Annotated in this window: 26 protein-coding genes, 1 other RNA gene and 1 pseudogene; 9 read left to right on the forward strand and 19 right to left on the reverse strand. The window is 63.8% G+C overall.

Annotated features, from left to right (window positions below; all coding sequences use genetic code 11):
• Positions 1-12: 12 nt before the first annotated feature.
• Together epmA and ligA are read right to left on the reverse strand one after the other, a co-directional pair.
• A complete protein-coding gene (epmA, locus tag F7R02_RS15825; RefSeq protein ID WP_078589793.1) occupies positions 13-975 on the reverse strand; it encodes an EF-P lysine aminoacylase EpmA in 963 nt (320 codons plus the stop codon).
• Positions 972-3,473 carry an NAD-dependent DNA ligase LigA gene (gene ligA, locus F7R02_RS15830; protein ID WP_078589792.1) on the reverse strand — a complete coding sequence of 834 codons (2,502 nt, stop codon included), beginning with the start codon at positions 3,471-3,473 and terminating at the stop codon, positions 972-974. The genes epmA and ligA overlap by 4 nt, the downstream gene beginning before the upstream one ends.
• Before the next feature lie 321 nt (positions 3,474-3,794).
• On the opposite strand from ligA, the gene F7R02_RS15835 reads away from it, so the two are divergent.
• On the forward strand, positions 3,795-4,919 hold the full coding sequence (locus F7R02_RS15835; RefSeq protein WP_078589791.1) for a pyridoxal phosphate-dependent aminotransferase: 1,125 nt from the start codon (positions 3,795-3,797) through the stop codon (positions 4,917-4,919).
• A gap of 160 nt (positions 4,920-5,079) precedes the next feature.
• Here F7R02_RS15835 and F7R02_RS15840 read toward each other — a convergent pair whose 3' ends face one another.
• From F7R02_RS15840 to F7R02_RS15870, 7 genes are all read right to left on the reverse strand, one after another.
• Complete coding sequence (locus F7R02_RS15840; RefSeq protein WP_078589790.1) at positions 5,080-5,463, reverse strand: hypothetical protein; 384 nt, start codon at positions 5,461-5,463, stop codon at positions 5,080-5,082.
• A 6-nt stretch (positions 5,464-5,469) separates the two neighbouring features.
• Positions 5,470-6,201 carry a cell division protein ZipA gene (gene zipA / locus F7R02_RS15845; protein ID WP_078585981.1) on the reverse strand — a complete coding sequence of 244 codons (732 nt, stop codon included), beginning with the start codon at positions 6,199-6,201 and terminating at the stop codon, positions 5,470-5,472.
• Positions 6,202-6,257: 56 nt separating this feature from the next.
• On the reverse strand, positions 6,258-9,761 hold the full coding sequence (gene smc / locus F7R02_RS15850; protein ID WP_015463053.1) for a chromosome segregation protein SMC: 3,504 nt from the start codon (positions 9,759-9,761) through the stop codon (positions 6,258-6,260).
• Positions 9,762-9,969: 208 nt separating this feature from the next.
• Complete coding sequence (rplI, locus tag F7R02_RS15855; RefSeq protein WP_003485864.1) at positions 9,970-10,419, reverse strand: 50S ribosomal protein L9; 450 nt, start codon at positions 10,417-10,419, stop codon at positions 9,970-9,972.
• A gap of 173 nt (positions 10,420-10,592) precedes the next feature.
• A complete protein-coding gene (rpsR, locus tag F7R02_RS15860; RefSeq protein ID WP_002804494.1) occupies positions 10,593-10,823 on the reverse strand; it encodes a 30S ribosomal protein S18 in 231 nt (76 codons plus the stop codon).
• Between the two features lie 11 nt (positions 10,824-10,834).
• Positions 10,835-11,266: a 30S ribosomal protein S6 gene (rpsF, locus tag F7R02_RS15865; protein ID WP_003485869.1), complete on the reverse strand. Its 432-nt coding sequence runs from the start codon at positions 11,264-11,266 to the stop codon at positions 10,835-10,837.
• Positions 11,267-11,636: 370 nt separating this feature from the next.
• Positions 11,637-11,975 carry a HesB/IscA family protein gene (locus tag F7R02_RS15870; protein WP_059029823.1) on the reverse strand — a complete coding sequence of 113 codons (339 nt, stop codon included), beginning with the start codon at positions 11,973-11,975 and terminating at the stop codon, positions 11,637-11,639.
• A gap of 204 nt (positions 11,976-12,179) precedes the next feature.
• Here F7R02_RS15870 and asnS point away from each other — a divergent pair, with 204 nt between their 5' ends.
• Genes asnS through F7R02_RS15900 form a run of 5 tightly spaced genes read left to right on the forward strand, consistent with a single transcriptional unit; the run spans position 12,180 to position 15,095 of the window.
• Positions 12,180-13,574 (forward strand): asparagine--tRNA ligase, encoded by a 1,395-nt coding sequence (gene asnS / locus F7R02_RS15880; RefSeq protein ID WP_078589789.1) that lies wholly within the window; start codon positions 12,180-12,182, stop codon positions 13,572-13,574.
• Between the two features lies 1 nt (position 13,575).
• Positions 13,576-13,833, forward strand: a complete 258-nt coding sequence (locus F7R02_RS15885) for a hypothetical protein (protein ID WP_033482523.1) — start codon at positions 13,576-13,578, stop codon at positions 13,831-13,833.
• Positions 13,830-14,135, forward strand: a complete 306-nt coding sequence (locus F7R02_RS15890; RefSeq protein WP_003485878.1) for a hypothetical protein — start codon at positions 13,830-13,832, stop codon at positions 14,133-14,135. The genes F7R02_RS15885 and F7R02_RS15890 overlap by 4 nt, the downstream gene beginning before the upstream one ends.
• Positions 14,132-14,458 (forward strand): hypothetical protein, encoded by a 327-nt coding sequence (locus F7R02_RS15895; protein WP_003485881.1) that lies wholly within the window; start codon positions 14,132-14,134, stop codon positions 14,456-14,458. The genes F7R02_RS15890 and F7R02_RS15895 overlap by 4 nt, the downstream gene beginning before the upstream one ends.
• Before the next feature lies 1 nt (position 14,459).
• On the forward strand, positions 14,460-15,095 hold the full coding sequence (locus F7R02_RS15900; RefSeq protein ID WP_078589788.1) for an FMN-binding negative transcriptional regulator: 636 nt from the start codon (positions 14,460-14,462) through the stop codon (positions 15,093-15,095).
• A 139-nt stretch (positions 15,096-15,234) separates the two neighbouring features.
• Here F7R02_RS15900 and F7R02_RS15905 read toward each other — a convergent pair whose 3' ends face one another.
• Positions 15,235-15,924: a hypothetical protein gene (locus tag F7R02_RS15905; protein ID WP_078589787.1), complete on the reverse strand. Its 690-nt coding sequence runs from the start codon at positions 15,922-15,924 to the stop codon at positions 15,235-15,237.
• A 73-nt stretch (positions 15,925-15,997) separates the two neighbouring features.
• On the opposite strand from F7R02_RS15905, the gene F7R02_RS15910 reads away from it, so the two are divergent.
• Positions 15,998-16,070: non-coding RNA, sX9 sRNA (locus F7R02_RS15910), on the forward strand.
• A gap of 57 nt (positions 16,071-16,127) precedes the next feature.
• Here F7R02_RS15910 and F7R02_RS15915 read toward each other — a convergent pair.
• The 4 genes from F7R02_RS15915 to F7R02_RS15930 all read right to left on the reverse strand — a co-directional run bounded on the left by F7R02_RS15915 (position 16,128) and on the right by F7R02_RS15930 (position 19,812).
• Positions 16,128-16,697 carry a ribosome-inactivating family protein gene (locus tag F7R02_RS15915; protein WP_078518262.1) on the reverse strand — a complete coding sequence of 190 codons (570 nt, stop codon included), beginning with the start codon at positions 16,695-16,697 and terminating at the stop codon, positions 16,128-16,130.
• Between the two features lie 281 nt (positions 16,698-16,978).
• Complete coding sequence (locus F7R02_RS15920; RefSeq protein WP_050554797.1) at positions 16,979-17,692, reverse strand: response regulator; 714 nt, start codon at positions 17,690-17,692, stop codon at positions 16,979-16,981.
• Between the two features lie 371 nt (positions 17,693-18,063).
• Positions 18,064-18,933 carry a hypothetical protein gene (locus F7R02_RS15925; RefSeq protein WP_078589799.1) on the reverse strand — a complete coding sequence of 290 codons (870 nt, stop codon included), beginning with the start codon at positions 18,931-18,933 and terminating at the stop codon, positions 18,064-18,066.
• Positions 18,934-19,101: 168 nt separating this feature from the next.
• Complete coding sequence (locus tag F7R02_RS15930; protein ID WP_026007272.1) at positions 19,102-19,812, reverse strand: hypothetical protein; 711 nt, start codon at positions 19,810-19,812, stop codon at positions 19,102-19,104.
• Positions 19,813-19,864: 52 nt separating this feature from the next.
• Here F7R02_RS15930 and F7R02_RS15935 point away from each other — a divergent pair.
• Positions 19,865-20,053, forward strand: a pseudogene (locus tag F7R02_RS15935) (hypothetical protein); the annotation flags it as partial.
• Positions 20,054-20,064: 11 nt separating this feature from the next.
• On the opposite strand, the gene F7R02_RS15940 reads toward F7R02_RS15935, so the two are convergent.
• The 5 genes from F7R02_RS15940 to F7R02_RS15960 are packed head-to-tail and all read right to left on the reverse strand — an operon-like array spanning position 20,065 to position 22,625.
• The gene (locus F7R02_RS15940) at positions 20,065-20,538 is read right to left on the reverse strand and encodes a hypothetical protein (RefSeq protein ID WP_033485700.1); all 474 of its coding nucleotides are present in this window, start codon (positions 20,536-20,538) and stop codon (positions 20,065-20,067) included.
• Positions 20,539-20,799, reverse strand: coding sequence for a hypothetical protein (locus F7R02_RS15945; protein ID WP_005913847.1), 261 nt, complete (start codon positions 20,797-20,799; stop codon positions 20,539-20,541).
• Positions 20,800-20,846: 47 nt separating this feature from the next.
• A complete protein-coding gene (locus F7R02_RS15950) occupies positions 20,847-21,464 on the reverse strand; it encodes a DUF2589 domain-containing protein (protein ID WP_078518263.1) in 618 nt (205 codons plus the stop codon).
• Positions 21,465-21,515: 51 nt separating this feature from the next.
• Entirely contained in the window at positions 21,516-22,046 is a 531-nt protein-coding gene (locus F7R02_RS15955) for a DUF2589 domain-containing protein (RefSeq protein WP_007966280.1), read from the reverse strand.
• A 42-nt stretch (positions 22,047-22,088) separates the two neighbouring features.
• Positions 22,089-22,625, reverse strand: a complete 537-nt coding sequence (locus F7R02_RS15960; RefSeq protein ID WP_005926250.1) for a glycoside hydrolase family 108 protein — start codon at positions 22,623-22,625, stop codon at positions 22,089-22,091.
• A 155-nt stretch (positions 22,626-22,780) separates the two neighbouring features.
• Between F7R02_RS15960 and can the strand changes: the two genes are divergently transcribed.
• Positions 22,781-23,443, forward strand: coding sequence for a carbonate dehydratase (can, locus tag F7R02_RS15965; RefSeq protein WP_005913843.1), 663 nt, complete (start codon positions 22,781-22,783; stop codon positions 23,441-23,443).
• Positions 23,444-23,449: the final 6 nt, after the last annotated feature.

Genomic DNA, 23,449 nt, shown 5'->3' on the forward strand with positions numbered 1-23,449 from the left:
CAGCCAGATGACTCAGGCGCGGGCGAAGTCGAACGCCAGCACGTCGGCAATCTGCGTAGTGCCGCGCAAGGCCATCAACAGGCGATCCACGCCCACCGCCACACCGGCGCAGTCGGGCAACTGCGACAACACCGCCAGCAGGCGTTCGTCCAGTGGCAGTTGCGGCAATCCACGTGCTGCACGCACGGCATTGTCGCGCACGAAGCGCGCACGCTGCTCCTGCGCATCGTTCAATTCGTGATAGCCATTGGCCACCTCGAAACTGCCCAGATACAGCTCGAAGCGCTCGGCCACCGGCGGGTCGTCGTGGCGGATCCGCGCCAACGCACATTGACTGGCCGGCCAATCGTGCACCACCGTCAGGGTATCGCTGGCAAAGCCCGGCTGGATGCGATGGGTCATCAGCAGGTCCAGCCAATCGTCGCGGGTCAGACCCACAGGATCGATCGCCACGTCATGCAAGGCGGCGTGTAGCGTTTCGATCGGATCGCACAATGGGTCGATGCCCAACGTCTGCACGAAGAGCGCGCGATACGTCAGCACCTGCACCCTCGCCTGGCGCCCGACCAGCACTAGCGCGCGACGCACCAGTTCGATGGTCTCCTGCGCCAGACTGCGATCGTTCCAACCCACCCGATACCATTCGAGCATGCTGAACTCGGGGTTGTGACGGCCACCGGCTTCGCCATTGCGAAACACCCGCCCCAGTTCGTAGCAATCGCCCACGCCGGCGGCAAGCAGGCGTTTGAGCGGATATTCCGGCGAGGTGCGCAACCAGCGCAGCGGCGCGCCGGCATCGACATGGCCGGTGAAGCGGGTACTGAAACTTTCGATATTCGGTTCTGTATTGCCGGCCTCCGAAAGCACCGGCGTTTCCACCTCTAGCACGCCGCGTTCGGCGAAAAAGTCGCGGATCGCGGCGTTGAGCCGCGCCCGCAACTGCAGCGCGGCCAGATCGACCTGCGCCGTGTTCATGGCTGTTGGCCGTGGTCGCCCAGGAAGGCCAGCAAACGCGCTTCGTCCCAGATCTCCACGCCCAGCGATTGCGCCTTGTCGAGCTTGGAACCGGCTTCTTCGCCGGCCACCAGAAACGCGGTCTTCTTGGAGACGCTACCGGCGACCTTGGCGCCCAGCGCTTCCAGCCGCTGCTTGGCCGCATCGCGCGTCAGCGCAGCCAGCGTCCCGGTGATGACCACGGTCTGGCCATCGAGCGGGCCGGTCTGCAGTGCATCGGCTTCCGGCAGACGCGCCAGCACGGTTTCCATCGACTGCTGCGCCGCATTCGCGAGCGCGGCGTTTTCGGGGCGATCCAGCCATTGCAGCAACGCGGCCACCACGGGCGCCGGAACGCCGGCCTGTTGCAAGGCATCGGCACCTGCCGTGCGCAACGCAGCGAACGACTCCACCGCAGCGGCAAGCTGCTGCGCGCGCACCGGCGTCACCTTGGGAATGTCCATGTCTTCCAGCACGGCGGCAAAGCTCAGCGCCTCGCGCAGCTTGGGCGAAGGCGGATGCGTGTCGCCAATGCGCACGCCACGCTGCAGCAGGTCATCGATGGCCTGCTGATTCCCGGCTTGGTCGAAGAAGTGCCCCAGCGAGCGCGCCACTTCGCCGCCGATATCCGGCACGCGCTTGAACAGCGGCCACGGCAGATGCCGGAGCAATTCCAGATCGCCGAACCAGGCCGACAACGCCTTGGCCGTGCTTTCGCCCACATGCTCGATACCCAGCGCAAACAGGAAACGCTCCAGCGTGGTGTTGCGCGATGTTTCGATCGCCTCGATCAGATTCTCCGCCCACTTGGTGGCGATCTTCTTGCGGTTCCAGTCGAAGCTCGGTAAGCCTGCGCGGAGCAGATCGGCCTGCCAGGTCTGCGGCACGTCGCGCTCCCCGGCCAGGTCCACGCCGATCCCGACCACACTGGCTTCCAGCTGCGCATATGCACCGCTGGCAAGATGCTCGCGCGCCTCGCGCAAGAACGCGTGCGGGCTGTCGGCCGTGCTGATCAGGCGCAATTGCAGCAGCTGGTCCACGTTCAGCAGATACAGGTCGGCCACGCCTTTCACCAGGCCACTGTCGACCAGCACTTCGATGAATTTTTCGCCCAGGCCGTCCACATCCATCGCGCGCCGCGAGACGAAATGCCGAAACGCCTCCTTGCGCTGCGCCGGGCAGGTCAACTCGCCGGAACAGCGCCAGACCGCCTGGCCTTCTTCGCGCACGATCTCCGAACCGCACACCGGGCACTGCGTAGGCATCTGCCAGGCCTGGGTGCCGGGCGGGCGCTGGTCGGCCACCACCGCGGCCACTTCAGGGATGACATCACCGGCGCGGCGCACGATCACCGTGTCGCCCACGCGCACATCCAGCCGCGCGATCTGGTCGGCGTTGTGCAGCGTGGCATTGGTGACGATCACCCCGGCCACATGCACCGGCTTCAGGCGCGCCACCGGCGTGGCCGCACCGGTGCGGCCGATCTGGATCTCGATCGCCTCCACCGTGGTGGACTGCTCCTGTGCGGGGAACTTGTGCGCGATCGCCCAACGCGGCGCGCGCGAGACGAAGCCCATTTCGCGTTGCCCGGCCAGATCGTCGAGCTTGTACACCACGCCATCGATATCGAAGGCCAGGCCATCGCGCGCCTCACCGATGCGCTGGTAATACGCCAGCAGACCATCGCTGCCCTGCACCACCTCGACCAGCGCACTGACCGGAAAGCCCCACGCACGCAACTGCGCCAGGATCGCCGAATGGGTCTGCGGCAATGCGCCTTCGCTCACTTCGCCAACACCGTAGGCAAAGAAACTCAGCGGGCGCTGCGCGGTAATGCGCGCATCCAGCTGCCGCAGCGAGCCGGCCGCGCCATTGCGCGGGTTGGCCAGTACCTTGCCGCCCTGTGCACGCATCTGCGCGTTGTAGGCTTCGAACGCGGCGCGCGGCATGTAGACCTCGCCGCGCACTTCCAGCACCCGCGGCCAACCCTCGCCGCGCAGACGCAACGGAATCGCTTTGACGGTGCGCAGGTTGGCGCTGACATCCTCGCCGGTGGCGCCATCGCCGCGCGTGGCGCCCTGCACGAACTCGCCATTTTCGTAGCGCAGGCTGATCGCCAGGCCATCGAGTTTGGGTTCGGCCGAAAACAGCGGTTGTCTGACCTCCAGCCGCTCGCTGATGCGCCGCACGAACTCGGTCACTTCCTCATCGCTGAAGGCATTGCCCAACGACAGCATCGGCATGGCATGCCGCACTTCGGCAAACCGCGAGGCGGCCAGATGGCCGACGCGCTGGGTTGGCGAATCGGCGCTGGCCAATTCCGGGTGCGCGCGCTCCAAGGCCTCAAGCTCGCGCATCAGCTTGTCGTAATCGGCATCGGCCATCTGCGGCTCGTCGAGTACGTGATACCGGTAGTTGGCGTCTTCGATTCGACGGCGCAGGGCATCGATGCGCTGAGCGGGATCCGGGCTGGCAGTCATACGATCGCAGGGCTGGCTCTGGGCCGCCCATTCTAACGGGCCATACCGATGCCAAGGTCAGCGGCGCGGGCGCCGTTCGCGATGACTGAGCGATGGATGAAGTCGTTTGCGTCGATGCGCAACAGGTGCGTCAGCGCCCATCGGCATTCGGGCCGACAGCGAGCCCGGCAGGAGCCGGCCATCGCACCCAGCCACCTGTCTTTGCCGTCCAACGCCTGCACGCACGCGTCCAACCAGTTTTATGGCAATTCCCCGATAGGCAGACAGACACAAACCGGCTAGCGTGGCGCCCTCTTTGCCCGCCGCCTATGGAGTTCGCCCGTGTCGTTGCCCGTCTCGCGCCGTTCGTTTCTCAGCCTCGCTACCACCGGCGTGGCGGTTTCCGCACTGGGGCTGGCACCCGCAGCCCAGGCGGCCCGCAAGCGCGCCGCGGCCCCGGCAACGCCGGGCGTGGCCGCGGCGGCCGGCACGGTCTACCTCAACCTCAACGAGCATCCGCTCGGGCCCGCCCCGGCAGCGATTGAAGCTGCCACACGTTCGCTGGCACGCTCGGGCCGCTACCTGCTCGAGATGGAGCAGGATCTGCGCAACCTGATGACCGGCGAGCTGCAGTTGCCCAACGATCATCTATCGCTGTTCCCCGGCTCGCGTGACGCGCTGAACCGGGCCGGCAGCTTGTTGACGTCCGCGCGCGCGGGGCTGGTGGTCGCCGACCCGAGCTTCGACCCGCTGATCGAAAGCGCCACCGCCCGCGGCGTGGCCGTACGCAAGGTGCCGCTGCGTGCCGATGGCGCGCACGACGTCAAGGCGATGGCCAAGGCCGACCCGACTGCCGGCATGCTGTATCTGTGCAACCCCGGCAACGCCACTGGCGCCATCACCCCACGCGCCGACATCGAATGGTTGCTGGCCAATAAGCCGGCCAGCGCCGTGCTGGTGGTCGACGAGGCGTACATCCACTACAGCAACGAGCCCTCGGTGGCCGATCTGGTGCGTCAGCGCCAGGATCTGATCGTGCTGCGTAGCTTCTCCAAGCTCTACGGCATGGCCGGCCTGCGCCTGGGTGCCGCCCTGGCCCCGCCCGGCCTGCAGACCAAGCTTGCCGCCTTCGGCAGCAACTCGTTGTCGGTTCCGGCAATGGCCGCCGGCATCGCCAGCCTGCGCGACCCGCTGCTGGTGCAGACCCGCCGCGCCGACAACGCCCGCGTGCGCGACGAAACTATTGCCTGGCTCAAGGGCAAGGGCTACACCTGCCTGCCCTCGCAGGCCAACTGCTTCCTGCTGGACGTCAAACGCGATGCGAGCGTGTTCGCTGATTCGATGCAGAAGCAGGGCGTCATCGTCGGCCGCAGCTGGCCGATCTGGCCCAAGCGGGTGCGCGTCAGCGTGGGGACCGAGGCGGAAATGCTGCGGTTCCGTGAGGCGTTCGGGAAGGCCAAGCGCTAACCCTTTTCCCCTTGGGACGTTGCCTCCTTTATGGGGGGAGAAAGTGCCCCGTAGGGGCGGATGAGGGTGCGGGCGAAGCCTGAGGTTGTTCAACTGCACGAGTGCTTCGCCCGTACCCTCACCCCAACCCCTCTCCCGTGGGGATAGGGGCTCTGGACGTCTACTGATCGAACGCCTCAGGCTCCGGAGCGCGCAGCGTGCGCCGGATCCAGAAATAGCTGATGGCGAAGGTCAGCGCCATCGAGCCGGCGTTCCACAGTAGCAGCTCGTGCAGCATCGGCGGCCCTTGCAGGATATGCAGGTAATAACGGCGGTCTAGCAGCGCGATGGCGTGCGGCACGAACACGCTGACGAAAGGCGTTGGCACAGTCGCGACCAGCAACGTGATCGCGGCAGCAAAGCCCACGATCACCCAGGGCGAATGTCGCGGCCTTTTGCGCAGACGTGCGGCGATCCTGGTAAAGATCCACAACAACGGCATCGCCAAGATCGCCCACAGCACCAGCAGCAACACCACCGCCAACACGCCCTGCAGGCTCAACATGTCAACTCACCAGCGCGGCGACTTGGTCAGCGGCGGTGCCTGGTGCTGGCGATCGTAGGCGCGTAGTTCGTCGCGGATGTGCGCAACACGCTGGCGGCCCAACGCATTGCGGCTGTCGTCCAATACAACGCCATCCAGCAGTTCGGCCATGCGCTGCACGGTGGGCAGCATTTTTTCCCAGGCGTCCAGCGCCGTCATCGGCGCCGGCAAGGTGAGGAAAAACGCAATCGCCGGTGTCTGCATCTCGCGGATGTTGGCCATGTCGAAACTGCCGGGCTTGAGGATGCTGGCCATGCTGAAGATCGGCCCGCGTTCCGGATGGCCTTCCACCAGGCGGTGGAACACGTTCATGTGGCCGAACACCAGCCCGGTCTTCTCGGCTGCCACCACCACATCTTCGCCGCGCAGCACCTGGCCCGCCTTGGCGGCCACGAACAACGACACGATCTTGTCGAAATCCTGGTTCGGGCGCTTGCCGACCTCGTTGCCGCCGGAAGCATCCTGCCCTTCCAGATTGAGCTCGCTCTGCTCGACGCCTTCTGTGCGTTCTGCAGCGTCGCCCTCCGCACCGAACTCGCTGGAAATCACCGGTTCGCGCCGTTCACGCGGCTGGCCCTCGTCCTTGTCGACCCGGCGCCCTTGCGGCGATTTCTTCGGGCGACCAAACAGGAAGATGGACGCGACCAGCAGCAGTCCAGCGATCAGGATCCCGATCCGGATCATGGCCATGTCGGACATTCAGCGTGCCTCCGCATAAGAGTGACAGGTGTCGATATTCCAGCAAGCATGGCACGTCATGCCGCACCCGCCAAACGTGCGGCCTCTTCCAGGTCCACGCTGACCAGGCGGCTGACGCCGGGCTCGCGCATGGTCACGCCGGAGAGCTGGCGCGCGGCCTCCATCGTGGCCTTGTTATGGCTGACGAACAGGAACTGCACCTTCTCGCTCATCTCGCGCACCATGTTGGCAAGGCGGCCGACGTTGGCTTCGTCAAGCGGCGCGTCCACTTCGTCGAGCAGGCAGAACGGCGCCGGGTTGAGCTGGAAAATCGCAAACACCAGCGCCACCGCGGTCATCGCCTTCTCGCCGCCGGACAGCAGCGAAATGCTCGACACGCGCTTGCCCGGAGGGCGCGCCATGATGGTGACGCCGGTGTCGAGCAGGTCTTCGCCGGTGAGTTCCAGATACGCATGGCCGCCGCCGAACAAGCGCGGGTACAGCGCCTGCACGCCGGAATTGACCCGGTCGAAGGTGTCCTTGAAGCGGCCACGGGTCTCGCGATCGATCTTGCGAATGGCCTCTTCCAACGTTTCCAGCGCGGTATTGAGGTCCAGGTTTTGCGCGTCCAGATACTCGGAGCGTTGCGCGGCTTCGCCGTATTCCTGGATGGCGGCCAGGTTCACCGGCTCCAGGCGACGCATGCGCCCGTCGATCTGGCCAACGGCCGCTTCCCATTCGGCCACGTTGGCCGACTCGGGCAACCCGTTGACCACCTCTTCCAGCACGAAGCCTGCCTTGACCACCGCCGCTTCCAGTTGCTCGGCATTGAGCACCAGCGCCTGTTGATCGAGCTTGCGTTGCGAAATGCGTTCGCGCTGCGCCAACGCTTGTTCGTCGCGTTGCTGGCGGGTCTGTTCGAAGCTGCGCAGCTCGCTGTCGATGCTGTCGAGCAGGGTGCGCGCTTCGCCCAGCGCGCGCTCGGTGCGTACGCGCTCGCTCAACGCGGCCTGGTGTTCGTGTTCCAGTGTTTCCACCGGCGAATCGCCTTCGCTCAGCTGGGCGACCAGATCTTCCAGGCGCGTATCGAGCTGCCCGCGCTGGCTGTCCATGCGTTCCAGGGTCTGGCTCAGCGATGCGATCTGGGTGCGTTGCGACTCCAGCGTCAGCGCCAATGCGTGCATTGCATCGCGCACGCCGCGCGCGGCATCTCGCGCCTGATCGCGTGCATCGGTGAGTTGACGGCGCTCGCTTTCCAGCGCTTCGCGCGTGCCCTGCAGATCGCCCATCAAGGTGACCGCGTCTTCGAGTTTGGCGCGCGCTTCGCGTGCCTGCTCGCGGCTGGTATCGAGCGTTTCCAGCAGTTGCGCCAATTCGGTTTCGATGCGCTCGATGCGCGTGCGCGCCGCGTCCACCTTGCCTTGCTGACTCTGCAATTGCCCAGCCAGTTCGGAGACGCTGCGGTGCGCCATATACAGCTGGCGCTGCGCGTCTTCGCGCTGCTGCTCTGCCGCCAGCAGTTGTTCGCGGAAGCTGGACAGCTGGTGCTCAAGCTCGGCTTCGCGCTCTTGCAGGGTTTCGATCTGGGTGCGCAGCTCCTGGATCTCGCGCTCACGCAGCAGCGCGCCCTGCTTGGCCGCGCCCGAGCGCGAGACCCGCACCCAACCCTCGCCTAGCCGCTCGCCATTGCGGGTGATCACCGAATCGCCTTCGGGCAGGCTGCGTTGCAGCGTGCGCGCAGCGTCCAGGTCCTCGGCGGTGTGCAGACGCGCAAGCAGCCGACGGATCGCGATCGGCCCCTGCACCTTGGCGGCCAGCGAGGTCGGCGCGAAGCTCGCATTGTCAGTCGCACTGGACACCAACGCGATGCGGCCATCGCCCAACTCGCCCAGCGCATCGACCAATTGTTCCGGCGCCTCCACCAGCACGCCTTCGATCAACTGCCCCAGGGCGCCTTCGACTGCATTTTCCCAGCCGCTCTCGACGCTGATGCGCTCGCCCACGCGCGCGGACGAATCCAGTCCGCGCGACTTCAGCCACGCCACTGCGGCGCCCTGCTCCTGGCCAAGCGCGGCCTGTTGCAAGGTTTCCAGCGACGACAACCGACCGCGCGCGGCCTGCGCCTGCTTGCGCACTTCGGCCAGCTCGCCCTGGCTGGCGCGTTGCTGTTCCTGCAGCCCAGCGAGCGCGTGCTTGCGCGCCTCGACCTGCTCGGTCAGCCCGTCCAGCGAGGTTTTCTGGGTTTCATGGCGCAGTTCGATCTGCTCGAACGCCTCGGCCAATGCCTCGAGGTCGAGCCCAGCGCGCTCATTGACCAACGCTTCGCGGCGGCGGTCGGCTTCCAGCGCCTGGCGGTCCAGATAATCGACGCGCGTGCGTTCCACTTCACCGGCACGCGAGGCCTCGCCGGTGTCGCGGTTATGCGTTTCCCAGCGCTGCTGCCAATCGGCCAGCCGCGCTTCGGCTTCGCGTAGCGACTCCTGGCGGAATTCGTGGTCTTCGCGCAGCTGCTCCAGTTGCGGTTCGGCAGTGGCCACCGCTTCGCGCAGCACGCTCAATTTGGCCGAGTCGCCGCTGATGTGCTGGGTCAATTCCTGCAGCTGGCTCTGCGCCTCATCGCGCGCCTTGTGCAGGCGATGCGAGAGTTCGCGCTGATGCTGGATCTGCTGCTCGATACGCGCCAAGGCGCCACCGACCTGGTAGACATCGGCCTGTGCCTTGGCCACCGCTTCGGCGGCTTCTTCGCGGCGCACGCGGCCGGTTTCGATGCGTGCTTCGGCATCGCGCTGCTCGGCAATCAATTGCTGCAGGCGTGTCTCTTCCTGATTCAACTTCTCGCGCAGGCCCTGCAACCGACCATCCAGGCCGCGGTATTCCAGCGCCTTCCACTCGGCATCCTTGATCCGGCGCTCTTCCTGCAACGCCTGGTATTGCTCGGCCTGCCGCGCCTGGCGCTGCAGATGCGCCAATTGCTTGGTGATTTCTTCGCGCAGGTCGCTCAGACGGTCGAGGTTTTCGCGCGTATGCCGAATCCGCGTTTCGGTTTCCTTGCGGCGTTCCTTGTACTTGGAAATGCCGGCGGCTTCTTCCAGATATACGCGCAGGTCTTCCGGGCGTGCTTCGATGATTTGGCTGATCATGCCCTGCTCGATGATCGAGTAGCTGCGCGGCCCAAGGCCGGTGCCCAGGAACAGATCGGTGATGTCGCGGCGCCGGCACTTGGTGCCATTGAGGTAGTAGGCGCTATTGCCGTCGCGACTGACCAGGCGCTTGACCGAAATCTCGTTGAACGAGGCGAACTCGCCACTGATGGTGTGGTCGGAGTTGTCGAAGATCAGCTCCACCGTCGCCTGCGACACCGGCTTGCGTGCCGAAGAGCCGGAAAAGATCACGTCGGTCAACGAATCGCCACGTAGGCGGCTGGCCGAGCTCTCGCCCATCACCCAGCGCACCGCATCGATGATGTTGGACTTGCCGCAGCCATTGGGGCCGACGATGCCGGTCATGTTGGTGGGCAGGTGCAACGTGGTCGGGTCGACGAACGACTTGAAACCGGACAGTTTGATCGTGGACAGGCGCATGGGGCTGGAGATTCCGGGCACCGCACGGACGAGGCCGGCAGGCGCTTTTCCTGTGAAGCCAGCGCCCAAGCCCTTGATCCATAAGATCCGCGGGCCGTGGAACCGGCAATGGGGCATGAGTATAACGGGCATGCCAGCGCTGGCGGCGGCGCCCCAAAAAACGAAGGGCGCCTAACAAGGCGCCCTTCGGTGACACATATGGCCTGGATCAGGCGTCGGATTCGACGATGACCTTGACCGTGGTTTCCACATCCGCGTGCAGGTGCAGCACAACGTCGTATTCGCCGACATTGCGGAATGCGCCTTCGCCCAGGATTACTTCGCTCTTTTCCAGCGGCAGGCCGGCGGCGGTGAACGCCTCGGCGATATCGCGCGGGCCAACCGAGCCGTACAGCTTGCCTTCGGTCGACGCATGCGCGCCGATGGTGACGCTGGCGCCTTCGAACTTGGTGGCGCGGCTCTGTGCCTCGGCCAGGATGCTGTTGGCCTTGGCTTCGTACTCGGCGCGCTTGGTTTCGAACGCTTCAACGTTGGCAGCGGTGGCCGGCACGGCCTTGCCCTGCGGCACGAGGAAGTTGCGGCCGTAACCCGGCTTGACGCTGACCTTGTCGCCCAGGTTGCCCAGGTTGGTCACTTTCTGCAGAAGAATCAGATCCATGGTGGTACTCCGTTATTCGTTAGCGCCAGCATGTAGCGGGCGCAACGGGTGCTGTCCGAAAAGACGGGATTCGGGAATCGTAAAAGCACGATTAACACCGCATCTCGAATGACCGGCCTTTATATTTTTAATTACCCGCACATGGATGTGCGGGCTCTTCCGAGGGACTCGGATTAAACGTCGTGGTTGTCCGTGTACGGGATCAGCGCCAGGAAACGAGCGCGCTTGACGGCCGTGGCCAGCTGGCGCTGGTACTTGGACTTGGTACCGGTCACGCGGCTCGGCACGATCTTGCCGTTCTCGGTGAGGTACTGACGCAGGGTGTTGAGATCCTTGTAGTCGATCTCTTTGACGCCCTCGGCGGTGAACTTACAGAACTTGCGGCGACGGAAGAACTTGGACATGTCAGCGCTCCTTAAGCGGCTTCGGCGTTGTCGCCGTCGTTATCGTTGGCGGCGGGCGCTTCGCCCTCTTCGTCGTCACGACGACGACGCTCGCTACGCTCGGGCTTGTCGCCCTTCTCGTCCTTGCTCTTCATGATCAGCGACTGCTCGGTGTCGGCGCCATCGCGCTTGACGACCAGGTGACGCAGCACCGCATCGTTGAAGCGGAAGCTTTCCACCAGCTCGCTCAGCACGGCCTGGTCGACTTCGATATTGAGCAACACGTAGTGCGCCTTCACCAGGTTCTGGATCGGGTAGGCCAACTGACGACGGCCCCAGTCTTCCAGACGGTGGATGGTGCCGTTACCGCCCTCGATCAGCGACTTGTAGCGCTCGATCATGGCCGGGACCTGCTCGCTCTGGTCCGGATGGACCAGGAACACGACTTCGTAATGACGACTCATGTTGTTTTACCTTTCGGATGTGGCCACGTGGGCCGGACAGCTCCCCGGTGGTCCGCGCAAGCGGCCGGTGGAGCAAGGGTTCCCCACCCGGAATCGGGCAGGAAGCAGGAAAGTATGGCAGTTCATGCGTTCAGCCGCAACCGGACCATGCCAGCAGCAAAGTCTACGAGCGTGATATCTGCGCGGCGACTGCTTAAGCCCCTCTCCCGCCGGGAGAGGGGTTGGGGTGAGGGTACGGGGCAAAGCCACTCGTGTCATTCCAACTATCGTGTCGTTCAACCGCGCGAGGCTTCGCCCCGTACCCTCATCCGCCCTTCGGGCACCTTCTCCCGAGGGGAGAAGGAATCACCGGTGCTCGTCCGCGAAGGAATCACCGGTGCTCGTCCGCGGTGGTAAAGCTCTCACCGCAGCCGCATTCGGCGGTCGCGTTGGGATTGCTGAAGGTGAAGGTCTCGCTCAGGCCGTGCTTGCCGAAGTCGATGCAGGTGCCATCCACCAGCGGCAGGCTGGCGAGGTCGACAAAGATGCGCACCCCGTCTTGCTCGAAGACCGCGTCGTCGTCACGCGCCTCGCGTGCCAGGTCGGTGACATGGCCCCAGCCGGAACAACCGGTCTTGGTGACGCCAAAGCGCAGACCCAACGCACCCGGGGTCTGCTGCACGAAACGCTGCACGCGCTCCAGCGCGGCGGGGGTGAGGCTGACGGCCATGGAGGCACTCCGAAACAGTGGTGGCAAGTATAGCGAGGCCGCAACAACCCGGCAGAACGCGGAGCTGTGGCGTCTGCGATAGATGGGGGCAGTACGCGCCTGCGACAAGCACAGCGCTCGGCAAGCTGTTCAGATGCTCGCGCCGGCGCGGCCGCAGCCAGTAAACTCGCAGGCCATTCAAGGTCGCTACGGCGAGGAACAGTCATGACGGTGGTCAGCGTTGAACATGCGCTTGCGGGAAAGCTCCCGGAAGGCGGCGAAGTCACGGTACGGGGGTGGGTGCGCACCTTGCGCGGATCTGCCGGACTGGCCTTCATCAACGTGACCGACGGCTCGTGCTTTGCTCCGATCCAGGTGGTGGCCAACGACACGCTGCCCAATTTCGACGAGATCAAGCGCCTGACCAGCGGCTGCTCGCTGATCGCCAAGGGCGTGCTGGTGAAATCGCAGGGCAAGGGTCAATCGTTCGAGATCCAGGCCAGTGGCGTGGACGTCGTCGGCTGGGTCGAAGACCCGCTGACCTACCCGATCCAGCCCAAGCCGATGACGCCGGAATTCCTGCGCGAAGTGGCGCACCTGCGTCCGCGCACCAACCTGTTCGGTGCGGTGACCCGCATCCGCAACTGCCTGGCGCAGGCCGTGCACCGCTTCTTCCACCAGAACGGCTTCAACTGGATCAGCACACCGATCATCACCACCTCCGATGCCGAAGGCGCCGGGCAGATGTTTCGCGTCTCCACGCTGGACATGGTCAACCTTCCACGCGATGCCAGCGGCGCAGTGGATTTCAGCCGCGATTTCTTCGGCAAGGAAACCTTTCTGACCGTGTCCGGCCAGCTCAATGTGGAGGCGTATTGCCTGGCGCTGAGCAAGGTCTACACCTTCGGCCCGACCTTCCGCGCTGAAAACAGCCATACCACGCGTCATCTGGCCGAGTTCTGGATGATCGAGCCGGAAATCGCCTTCGCCGATCTGGCCGAAGACGCACGCCTGGCCGAGCAGTTCCTCAAATACCTGTTCCGCGCGGTGCTCGATGAGCGTGGCGACGACCTGGCGTTCCTGGCCAAGCGCGTGGACAAGAACGCGATCGCCAAGCTCGAAGCGTTCATCAATGCACCGTTCGAGCAGATCGACTACACCGACGCAGTGAAGCTGCTGCAGAACTCCAGCAAGAAATTCGATTTCCCGGTGGAATGGGGCCTGGACCTGCAGACCGAGCACGAACGCTGGTTGACCGAAGAACACATCGGCCGCCCGGTGGTGGTGACCAACTATCCCGAGCACATCAAGGCGTTCTACATGCGCTTGAACGATGACGGCAAGACCGTCGCGGCGATGGACGTGCTGGCGCCGGGCATTGGCGAAATCATCGGCGGCAGCCAGCGCGAAGAGCGCCTGGATGTGCTCGACGCGCGCATGGCGCAGTTCGGCCTGGATAAGGAGCACTACAGCTGGTACCGCGATTTCCGTCGCTACGGTTCGGTGCCGCATGCCGGCTTCGGCCTGGGCTTCGAGCGGCTGGTGGTGTACGTGTGCGGGCTGAGCAACATCCGCGACGCGATCCCCTACCCGCGTGCGCCTGGCAGCGCGGAGTTCTGAGGTGAGCTTGCCGGCCGCCGCCCCCCTGCTGCAATCGCTGGCCTTCTGGCTAGCGGCGATCATGACCGGGCTGACGGCGGTACGTAGCGTGTTGCTGACGCGGCTGGCATCGCGCCAACTAGAGCCGCAACGCCGGTGGCAGACCGACACCGCGCGTGCCGCAACCCGGCATGCCACGGTTCCAATGCATTGGTCCTTCGCAGCGTTGGTCATCGGCGCGGCACTCCCCAAACTCGCACTACTGCTGGCGGCCACATGACGCTGTTCTTCGCACTGTGTTTTGTCGGTGTCGCCGTCGCCGGGTTGACCGCACTGCTGATCTTCTGGCCGCTGACCCTGGTGCACATGCGCGACCGCCATCCGGATGCGTTGGCCAGCTTCGGCGACCCGGCCTTCATCAGTCCCGTGGCGTTGCGCTGGCTTCTGGCGCGGGGTTACCGAAGCTACCGCGACAGCGCGCTGTCCGGTCTGGCCACACCCGCCTGGCTTTCGCTGCTCACCATCTTTTTCGGCCTGGGCATGGCGGCCCTGCTCGGCCTGCTTTCCAAGGTAATGCAATGACCAGTTACGAAGACACACTGCAGGGCACCCACGACTCCTGGTGGCTGGCCACGATCGGCCGCACGCTGATCTGGGCGCGCTTGCGCATCAATGAAGCCGGCACCGCCGAGGTGCTGGACAGCGACGGCAAGACGCTGCCCTACGACAGCGAAGACAGCGCACGCGCGGCCTTGTTCGATGCCGAATTCGTGGCGCTGGACGGGCTGGACGAAGAAGACGCGCTCATCCGCGGCTTTTCGCTGCATGAAGTCTCGCCACCCCAAGGTAACGACGATGCCGAGCTGCGCGCGCGCATGGTCGTGAACATGGGTGGCCGCGCCTGACATGTACGCCCCACGCGCATTTGCGCAGACCGATCTAGCCTTGCTGGACTGGCTGTTCGCGCGCGATGCGTTCGTCACCCTGATCAGCCAGCGCGAGGACGGGCAGTTGGCGATCTCGCACCTGCCGGTGCAGTATCAGCGCGATGGCCAGGATGTCGTGATCGAGGGCCATTGGGCACGCCCCAATCCGCAGGCGCGAACTCCTGGCGATGCGGTAATGGTGTTGCAGGGCCCGCATGCCTATGTCTCGCCCACCTGGTACCTGGACAAGGACGCGGCTGCGCGCGTGCCCACCTGGAACTACGCTGTCGCGCACCTGCATGGACGCTGCAGCCAGGTGAGCGATGAAGAGGCGCTGGGCAGCTTGATCGCGCGCATGAGCGCGCACTTCGAGCAGCGCGTGGGCAGCGATTGGCAGTTCGAAATGGAGCGCGACAGTCATCGCCGACAATTGCGCGGCCTGGTCGGCTTCCGCTTCGTTCCAAGCCGCATCGAGCTCACCTTCAAACTGAGCCAGAACCACCCGGCGGGCAATCAACGCAGTGTCGCCCAGTTCCTGACGCAGCAAGCCGACCAAGACGCGCACGCGATCGCAGCATTGATGCAGGCGGCGCTGAATGCCGAAACCAGGCGCTGAGAAGCCGTAGGCGCATTGTCGGACGGCTGCTCACCAGATGGCCGGACACGTCGGCCAGGCCGACGGCCGACACCTGCAACGACCTGCGCACAGGTCATTGCAGGACTTCGACTTCACCAGGGATCGCCCTTCGCCGTGCTCAGAGCATGATCAGCAGATGGGGGCCGTATAACTCGTCGTCGCGCCAGCTCTGCTCGTCCATGCCTGCTTCGTGCGGTGCAAGCCGATAGCGCGCCGGGTCGGCGCCCAAATTGCGGCGTGCAACCAATGCCTCTGGCCTGGCCCAGGGCTTGTAGTGATTGGGAGAGATAAAGAAACGCGTGTTGAGATAGTCGAAGATCAATCGTATGTTGCTACATCCCTCCAGTACCACGGTGTATTCCACATAACCAGTCAGCACGCCGCTGATGCCCGAGCGTTGGCGTTGCCGGTTTTGCACATCTGCCTTGCTCCGCTGCACGATATAGTCGTGATAACGCCCGGCACGGCCTGTCGGTGCGACGGGATAATCGAGCACCGGAAGATAGCGGCTGCCATTGTCGTTATTTTGGTGCACATCGCGCATGGAACCGTGCACATTTTCGCCGTGCCTGGATTCAGGCACGGCATCGTAGACACCCGCTGAGCGGAAGATGGTGGCGACCAGCATTTTCAGCGGTTCCGCCAGCGCAATGGCCGGCACCTGATAGATCGGCCGCGCGACCGCCATGCCGGAAAGTGGCTGCAGTAGCTTGCCGGTCTGGTCACGTTCGAGCATTTGCTCCAGCGATTGAATCAACTCCAGATTGCCGCCTTGCCCGCCGGTAGCGGCATCTTCGGACATACCCATAGCTTTCTCCTTGGAGCAGCCAACAGAGCGACTGCGCACCGCCATGCGGGCGCGATCGGCACTCGGAATCGGCATGTACCCCGTGTACTCCGGCTCTGAGCGCCATCCACGCCCGCCTAGCGGCTGCTCGCGACGTTTTGTTAGCGGCTCTTGATGCGCAACGGCGTCTGCCGCCGTTGCGGTTTGATGGACGTGATAACGCACTACCCCAGGTCGATAATGGTCTTTTCGATGCCTTTATCGCCGGTGTACTTCGTGGATTTGACGAAGTCGATGTAGTCCTGCAACTGCAGCGGCAGCAACGCGTCTGCAGTGCGCTTTTCGCGTTTGAACGTGAGCGTGTGGTCGTACATGTTCATCAACACACGATAGCGCTCCAAGTCGACGTATTCGTGCGCGATGGCTGCCTGCATCGCCTGTTCGATCGGCTCGGAACGCGCGGCCTCGCAGATCAGACACACCACGACGCTCAACCGTTCGTTCATGGCGGTCTTGCCTTCGCCGCCTTTGGACAACGCGGCAGCCAAGTCGACGCTTGTGACACTCGGAAATTTACCCGTGTGTTGATACTTGCTCAGATCGTACTTCCGATCTTTGAGAGCATAGGCGTTCAACTCGAAGTTGGGATATTTGAGAAAGTAGCGTGAGACTTCTTCGTGTGCTTCGCCAGGCACGTAGGACACCTCGATAGACTGCGCATTCGCATTGGCGTCCCGTATATCTTTCAGCGCCTTGGCATAGCTCTCCGCTTCAAGTTTCAACGTGGTTCTCATGAAAATCTCCTGTCAATGATGGTGCGTCGCTGGTTGCGCCGCCTGCGCCAATGGACGCAACACCAGTGTGCGAATCGCACCCATCACCGGGTATCGGTCAAGACCGCAGATCGGGACCGGTTAGAAACGGAGCAGGCTCTGCATGCGCTAGCGTTGTACACGCTGTGGCGGCGGTGTACCGGCCACCGGCGATGCTGATATGCGCAAGCCATCGCCTCGCACCTGCGTACATGCACCAGCGTCCATGCGGCCGGTGTGCCGCTGCGCGTAGCCAGGACGCCTCAGCCGGCACGGCGCATGTGCTGCGCTACGCATCCATCGGATGGCTCACCGCTACCGCCGATTGCTGCTTCAAGCGGAGAAAGGCCCTGCGCGATCGCATAACGGGTCAGCTGAGCGATGCTTTGGATATTGAGCTTCAACATGCAGTTTTCGCGATGCGTCCCCACCGTTTTCACGCTCAGGTGCAAGCGGTTGGCGATCTGCCTGGTGGACAGGCCCTCCGAATAGAGCTGCACGATTTCGCGCTCGCGTGAGGTGAGTCGGGTGTACGCAGAATCGGCCTTGGCAGCACGACGCAGCCCGGCGATCAGCGAACGCGACATCTGCGGACTGATGTAGGTCTGATCCTGGATGACGCATTGAATTGCCCGCAGCAATTCGGCGAAGCGGCTGGTTCGCGCCAGATATGCTTTGGCGCCGGCTTCGAAGACTGCGCTGGCCTGCGTACAGGCATCGGACGGAGCGATACAGATTGCCCGGCTGTTGGGGCTGCGCTGCATCAAGCGCCGCGTCAGATCGATACCATTGAGGCCGGGCAGCAGAACATCCACCAGGACGATATCGGGCCGTTCTCTGGCGGCGATCTGAAGACATGCCAGCCCGTCTTCCGCATGCCCTACCACTTCGATACCCGGAACCTTTTGTAGCAAAGCGACCATCCCTTCCACGAGGATGGTGCGATCGGCAGCGACGACGATACGTGTCTTCATCATACCCTCTGGTGCACGAATGGGGGCCGCGAGTGCGCAGCGGCTTGCACGCGGCGCGCGGCAGCGAATCGGCAGATGCTCGGCAGGAGCACTTGAGCGAGCTTGTCACACGCTCACCTCCGGGCCATCGGTCTTGAACTGATTTGGCGAGCATCAGATGCTGGTATCGACAACGCTGCCGATGTCGCTGAGGCACCGTGACGGGTGCGCCTGCCTGAAGCGTGTTAGGCAATTTACGCCGATGCCGAAGCGAGCTATGCCGCACGACGCGAAGCGCGCTGCCACCTGATGCCCGCAGGCTGTGCCAAACCGCACCCTACGGACGGGCAGAAAAAAAAGGCGCGCGCGTCTGAGCGCAGCTCATGCGCGAAAGATCAGGAATCGTCTGACATCATCTGCCTGGCAAGGCCGGTCAGTTGCTGGCGCACCTGATCCAGACGCGGGTCCGCTTGCATCTCGCGCTGCAGGTCCAGCAGACCTGCGGCAAGTTCGCCACGCGCGCGGATGCTTTCGGATTCGGCCGACGCACGCTGCGACTGGATCGCGGCAGCGGCCTGTTGGCCGGAATCGCCGCGCACGACCGTTTCCATGACCTCGACCATGCGTTGCAGCAGGCGATACACCGCGCTTACCGAGAATCCGCCCATCATCGCCAATGCGGGCTTTCCGAATGCACCCAGACTGCTTTCAGCGAAGAGATTCTCCGGCAGCAACTCCACCAGGATCAGGCCAGCGATGAGACCGAGGATCATACGCGCGGCATAGGAGGAATCGAAGCGCGGATCGTATGTTGCGTCGGCAACGTAACGATGGGCTTGGAACAACGCGGAAAACGCTGCACCGAGTCCGGCGCAGGCCAGGATGAACATCACATTCCAGCCCAGCGTGCTTCCTGAGGAATCCAGGAAGCCCAGCGTGATGTTGCGCTCGTTCACCAGGCTGGACATCGCCAGCCCGACCACTGAGGCCAGGCAACCGACCGAGGTCAAGGTCAAGGTGCGGATCAACGGAATCGGCCCGAGCCAGCGCAACCAACCACCGCGCAGGCGCTCGCGCTCGATCAGCACCACCGCCTGCGGCGTTGCCGGCTGGATCGCACGTACCAGCTGCCGGTGCAGACCGGCCAATTCGCGCGCACCGGATTCGCCGTGCAAGGAGGCGCCAGGCATCACGCGCAGCTCTGCCAGCCGGCCAGGCAGATCGGGAGACATTGCCAGCCCTTGCTTCAGTGCGTAGGAGACCATCGCCCGGCATTCGAGCTCCAGTTGTTCGAGCACGCTGGAAAATGCCGGCCCGCCCAATTCCGCCGGCGGGACGGGCTGGGCCACTGCGCGTCGCCGTAGGCCGGCGCGCCTACTGGCTCGCTTCCACATAGATGACGTCCTGACTGGCAGACACGCAGCGACGACACCTCACGGCATCCGCTCGAACAGTGCGGTCTCTCGCTGACCTTTCAACAGCAGTGCAAGCTCGGCACTGCCATCTGCACGAACCTGCAGACTGGCCTGGGCATCGCTGAGCTGACGGCAATAGCCTCTATCGTTGGCCACGACCCAGGCATTCAACGCACCTGCTGCACGCCCGGCATAGCGCAATTCCACTTGGCAGTCCCGTGGGGCACCGTAACGCAGGCGACCGAGCACGTCTCCCGGACGGACGGTGGTCGCCACGATCTCCAGCTGCGCGGACATCAGGCCCGCCGCGCGCCAGCGCCCGGCTTCGGCCAATCCAGCACTGCTCTGATTCAGGGCAACGACCAACGGCGAGGCGCCGCCAGGCAAGGTGAGCTGCATCCCAGGCGCCCCACTATCCGCCATCTGGAGTTGGGCAACCCCACCGGTCAGCGCCTCGCAGAACTTGCCGCCATTGCGCGACAGCAACGCGTACCCATCCGGCTGCGCGCGTAACTCGAGCGCGCAATTGTAGGGAGGCCCGAATCGCAGATCGGCCACCTGGGTGCCCTCGACTCCAGCCGCACGCGCGCTCAGACGGACGTAGACCGGGCCGGTACTGCCGCTGGCGGACAGGATGCCGCGCCAGTCACCAGCCGGAATCCCGCCAGCGGGAGCCGCCTGCGCTGCAGTCAGCGATAAACACAAGGCAAGTGCGGAGGTGATGCGCAAAATGCGATGACGATAGCGATGTTGACCAGCCATGAAAACGCTCCGATAAGAAATTGGAAATAGTGGAAAGATCGATCCCGCTGCCGCTCAGCACAGCGAACGCAGCGATCACCAGAACAACAACCAAGCAGATGATGGAGATGGATCGCAGCTTGCGCCGGGACTGCCGACAGAGATCTGCATGCAAGGTGGCCACATCGGTTCCCAGCCGCTCGGCGACCGCACGGGCATCGGCGTCCGACAGCAGCAGCCTCATCGCAGTTCTCCTGGATCGGATAGTGGCACGTCCATGAACGGATGCAGTATCCACTCCTTCAACGCGACACCATCGAACCAAAGCACGCCACGCGGACGCTCGGTTCCTTGATAGCTGATCTTCAGCGTATGCCCAGGCGTACGGCCATCTGGCGGCGCAAGACGCAATGCCAACCCGGGAGCACCATCGGTCCGCGTGACCGGATCAATCTGCACTTGCAGCGTCAACGAAAACTCGCTGATTTGCTGCAGCCGCAGCGCACGCAATTGGCAGACAGGAATGGAAAACAGGGGTGCCGTTTCGGCCTGCGCCGTTTGCTCACCATCCACGCAATGCACCCACATGTCGCATGCGGCCGCCGCGGCATTTACAACTGCAGCGTGCCGCTGGCGGCACCGCTGTTGCGCGCGTCGGACGGCCTGGTCGAGCAGCTCCACGAAGGCGTCGAGGCAATAGCTTGCACGTGCCATCTATGCCTCCGTCAGCCAGACCGGCTTGCGCTTGAACCCGACGTGGTAGCACAACCATTGCAGCACGACCTGGTGCTCGCCCAACTGCAGGATATTGAAGCTCTTCTCGATCCCGAGAATCGCCCCCTTGGGCGCTTCGCCGAGGCAGCGATTGAGCAACTGCTGCGCAGCTTCGACCTGCTCGGCAGTCTGCATTTTCGCCGGGTTGTCGCTGCCGACGACGATGCGCTTGATGTAACTGACTTCTGACAAATCAATCATCGGCAACGACTCGGGTGAGGGAAAAGTACGGGACGCAACAGCGACGCTTACGGCACCGGCACAGGCGCGGTGACTTTGCGTGGGGCCGCAGCGGTCTGCAAGATGTCGAGCACACGCGACAGGCCTTCGGGCGTGCCGCGATCTTCGGCGTGCAGCGCGACGTGATACTTGGCCGAGTTATCCGAAGAGCGGGTATTTTCCTTATGACTTGACACAGAGCCCTGCACGTTGACCTTGGCCTTGAAGACGCCCCAGCCGACGCTGGCCTCCAGATCCACCTTGAGGCTCTTGTCTTCGGCTTCCTTTTCCGAGAACGAGGATTTGACTTCCATATCGAAGGTCACGTCCACGGTCTGAATGCTCAGGTTGGGCACGTTGACAAGGGTCAACAACGGTACAACGATCTCGACTTCCTCCTCAGCCATCCCGGTACCGCTAGGGTCTTCGACCGGGCGCTTGAATTTGAACTGCGCGGTGCGCGTGCCGCCGTTCCCGCTGGGGTCGGCAGGGTCGGTCGGCGGCAGAAAGCCGATGACCTTGATGAAGTCGGCGGTGGCCCGTGCCAGCATGACCTGCGCATCGCAGGCTGCACGCAACGGGGCGCCGATCAGGTCTGCCATCGGCAGGCCCTTGAATTGGTCGGACATGTTGACGATATCGCTCATGGTGTTCTCCTGAAGAGTGGTTGTTTATGAAGAAAACGATGACGGCGGGAGCTACTCTCCCTTGACCGTTTTGAACACACCTTGCGACTGCGCAAGGCGATTGATGAGACGTGCCACGCCCTCGGTCGGCTCGCTGCCTTCCACCCGCAACACGACGTGCACTGCACTGTTTCGCGCATTTTTTGCATTGGAGCCGAGGTCGATGCCGATCTGGCCCGGCAGCGCCGGCGGCTTGGGATGCCAGTCTTCGACGACCGCCGGAACCGCCAACGCGTCCGGCACGACTGCCTCGTCCAGCTCGCTGAGTTCACCCAGTTGTGCATCGAAACTGATCTCTACATCCTTGATCCGCAGGACGTTGGACGACACCAGCGGCAACAGCGGTGCCCGATACAGGTCTTCGTCGTTCTCACCCGCCTCCGGGTGCTGCGACGGCAAGCGGATCAGGACGCTTCTGGGACGGTTGTCTTCGTCGAAGAACGCACCCAGGTTGGCCATCTGGTGTTGCTCGATCCGGTCCTGGGCGTCGATGACCGCGCCGGCCAGTGCTTCGATCAGATCATTGAGGGATATCTGCGCCATGTCGGGCTCGTCAGTCGGAAGTGTCGCTGGGCCGTTATCGGCTCAGACCGAGTCGGGAAAGGAATCCACGCGCGCCAGCCAGCCCTTCAGGAACTTGCCAAGCGGCGGTCGCGCGGCGACGAGCCTGTGGTAATAGTCCTTGCGGCCTGCCTTGTAGCGTGCATACAGGTCCTGCTGGTTGCTGGATGCAAGCGCCGCGAAGGTGGCCGGCCCCATGCGGCCGTCCGCGACCAACTTGCCGCCGGTCTGGCTGTTGAGCACGGTCTGCAGCAGTTTGATGGCGTTGTTGCCGGCGTTGACGTAGAAGTCGAACACGATGTTGGCTAACGGCTGCAGCGCGATCTGATCGGCGCGCAGCCGGTCCCAGTACTGCGCCTTGTAGATGACCCCAGCCTGGGCGTCGGTCAACGCACGCAGGTTCGCCAGACTTGGCTCGATGCCCAGCAGGTCCTGCGCGCAGGCCTTGAAGGTCAGCAGGGTGATGCCCTTGTTGGTGGCTCCGCCCGGATCGACGGGATCGTTGACGAAACCGCCTTCGTGTTTGAGCAAGGTCGGAAAGAACGCGTTGAAGTCGGCCATCGGCGCCACCTGTTGAGTTGATCGGTGGCGCCAGTTTCCCCAGGGGTGCGCTGGCCGGACATCGGTCGTTCGCCGAGACTGGGAAGCCTGAAAGCTGATTCATCCTGGGCGCTCATCGAAGCCGCCACGACCACACTTTCTGGAATACTGCGCGCATGAACGAGCTTAACCACTTGCTTGAAAACAACCGCGCCTGGTCCGAGCGTATCCGCCGCGAGGATCCGGAATTCTTTTCCAAACTCTCGACTCAACAGACGCCGGAATATCTGTGGATCGGCTGCTCCGATTCGCGCGTGCCGGCCAACCAGATCATCGACATGGCGCCGGGCGAAGTGTTCGTGCACCGGAATATCGCCAACGTGGTGGTGCATACCGACCTGAATTGCCTGTCGGTGATCCAGTTCGCGGTGGATGTGCTCAAGGTCAAGCATGTGCTGGTGGTCGGCCATTACGGCTGCGGCGGCGTGTTCGCCAGCCTGACCCAGAAGCGCATGGGGCTGGTCGACAACTGGATCCGCCATGTCACCGACGTGGCCGACAAGCACGAAGCCTGCCTGCACAACGCGGGCGAACTGTCGGTGCAGCACGCGCGCCTGTGCGAGCTCAACGTGCTCGAACAAGTGGTCAACGTGTGCCGCACCACCATCGTGCATGACGCCTGGGAGCGTGGCCAGCAATTGAGCGTGCATGGCTGGGTATACAGCCTGCGCGATGGCCGCGCGCACGACCTGGGCATGTCGATCGACCGCCCCGAGCTGCTGCAGGAACGCTATGACGCAGCGCTGGCGCAGATCCAGGCCGATCACACCGAGCGCTGAGCCGTA

The organism is Xanthomonas cissicola, assembly GCF_008801575.1.
Taxonomy (GTDB): Bacteria; Pseudomonadota; Gammaproteobacteria; order Xanthomonadales; family Xanthomonadaceae; genus Xanthomonas; species Xanthomonas cissicola.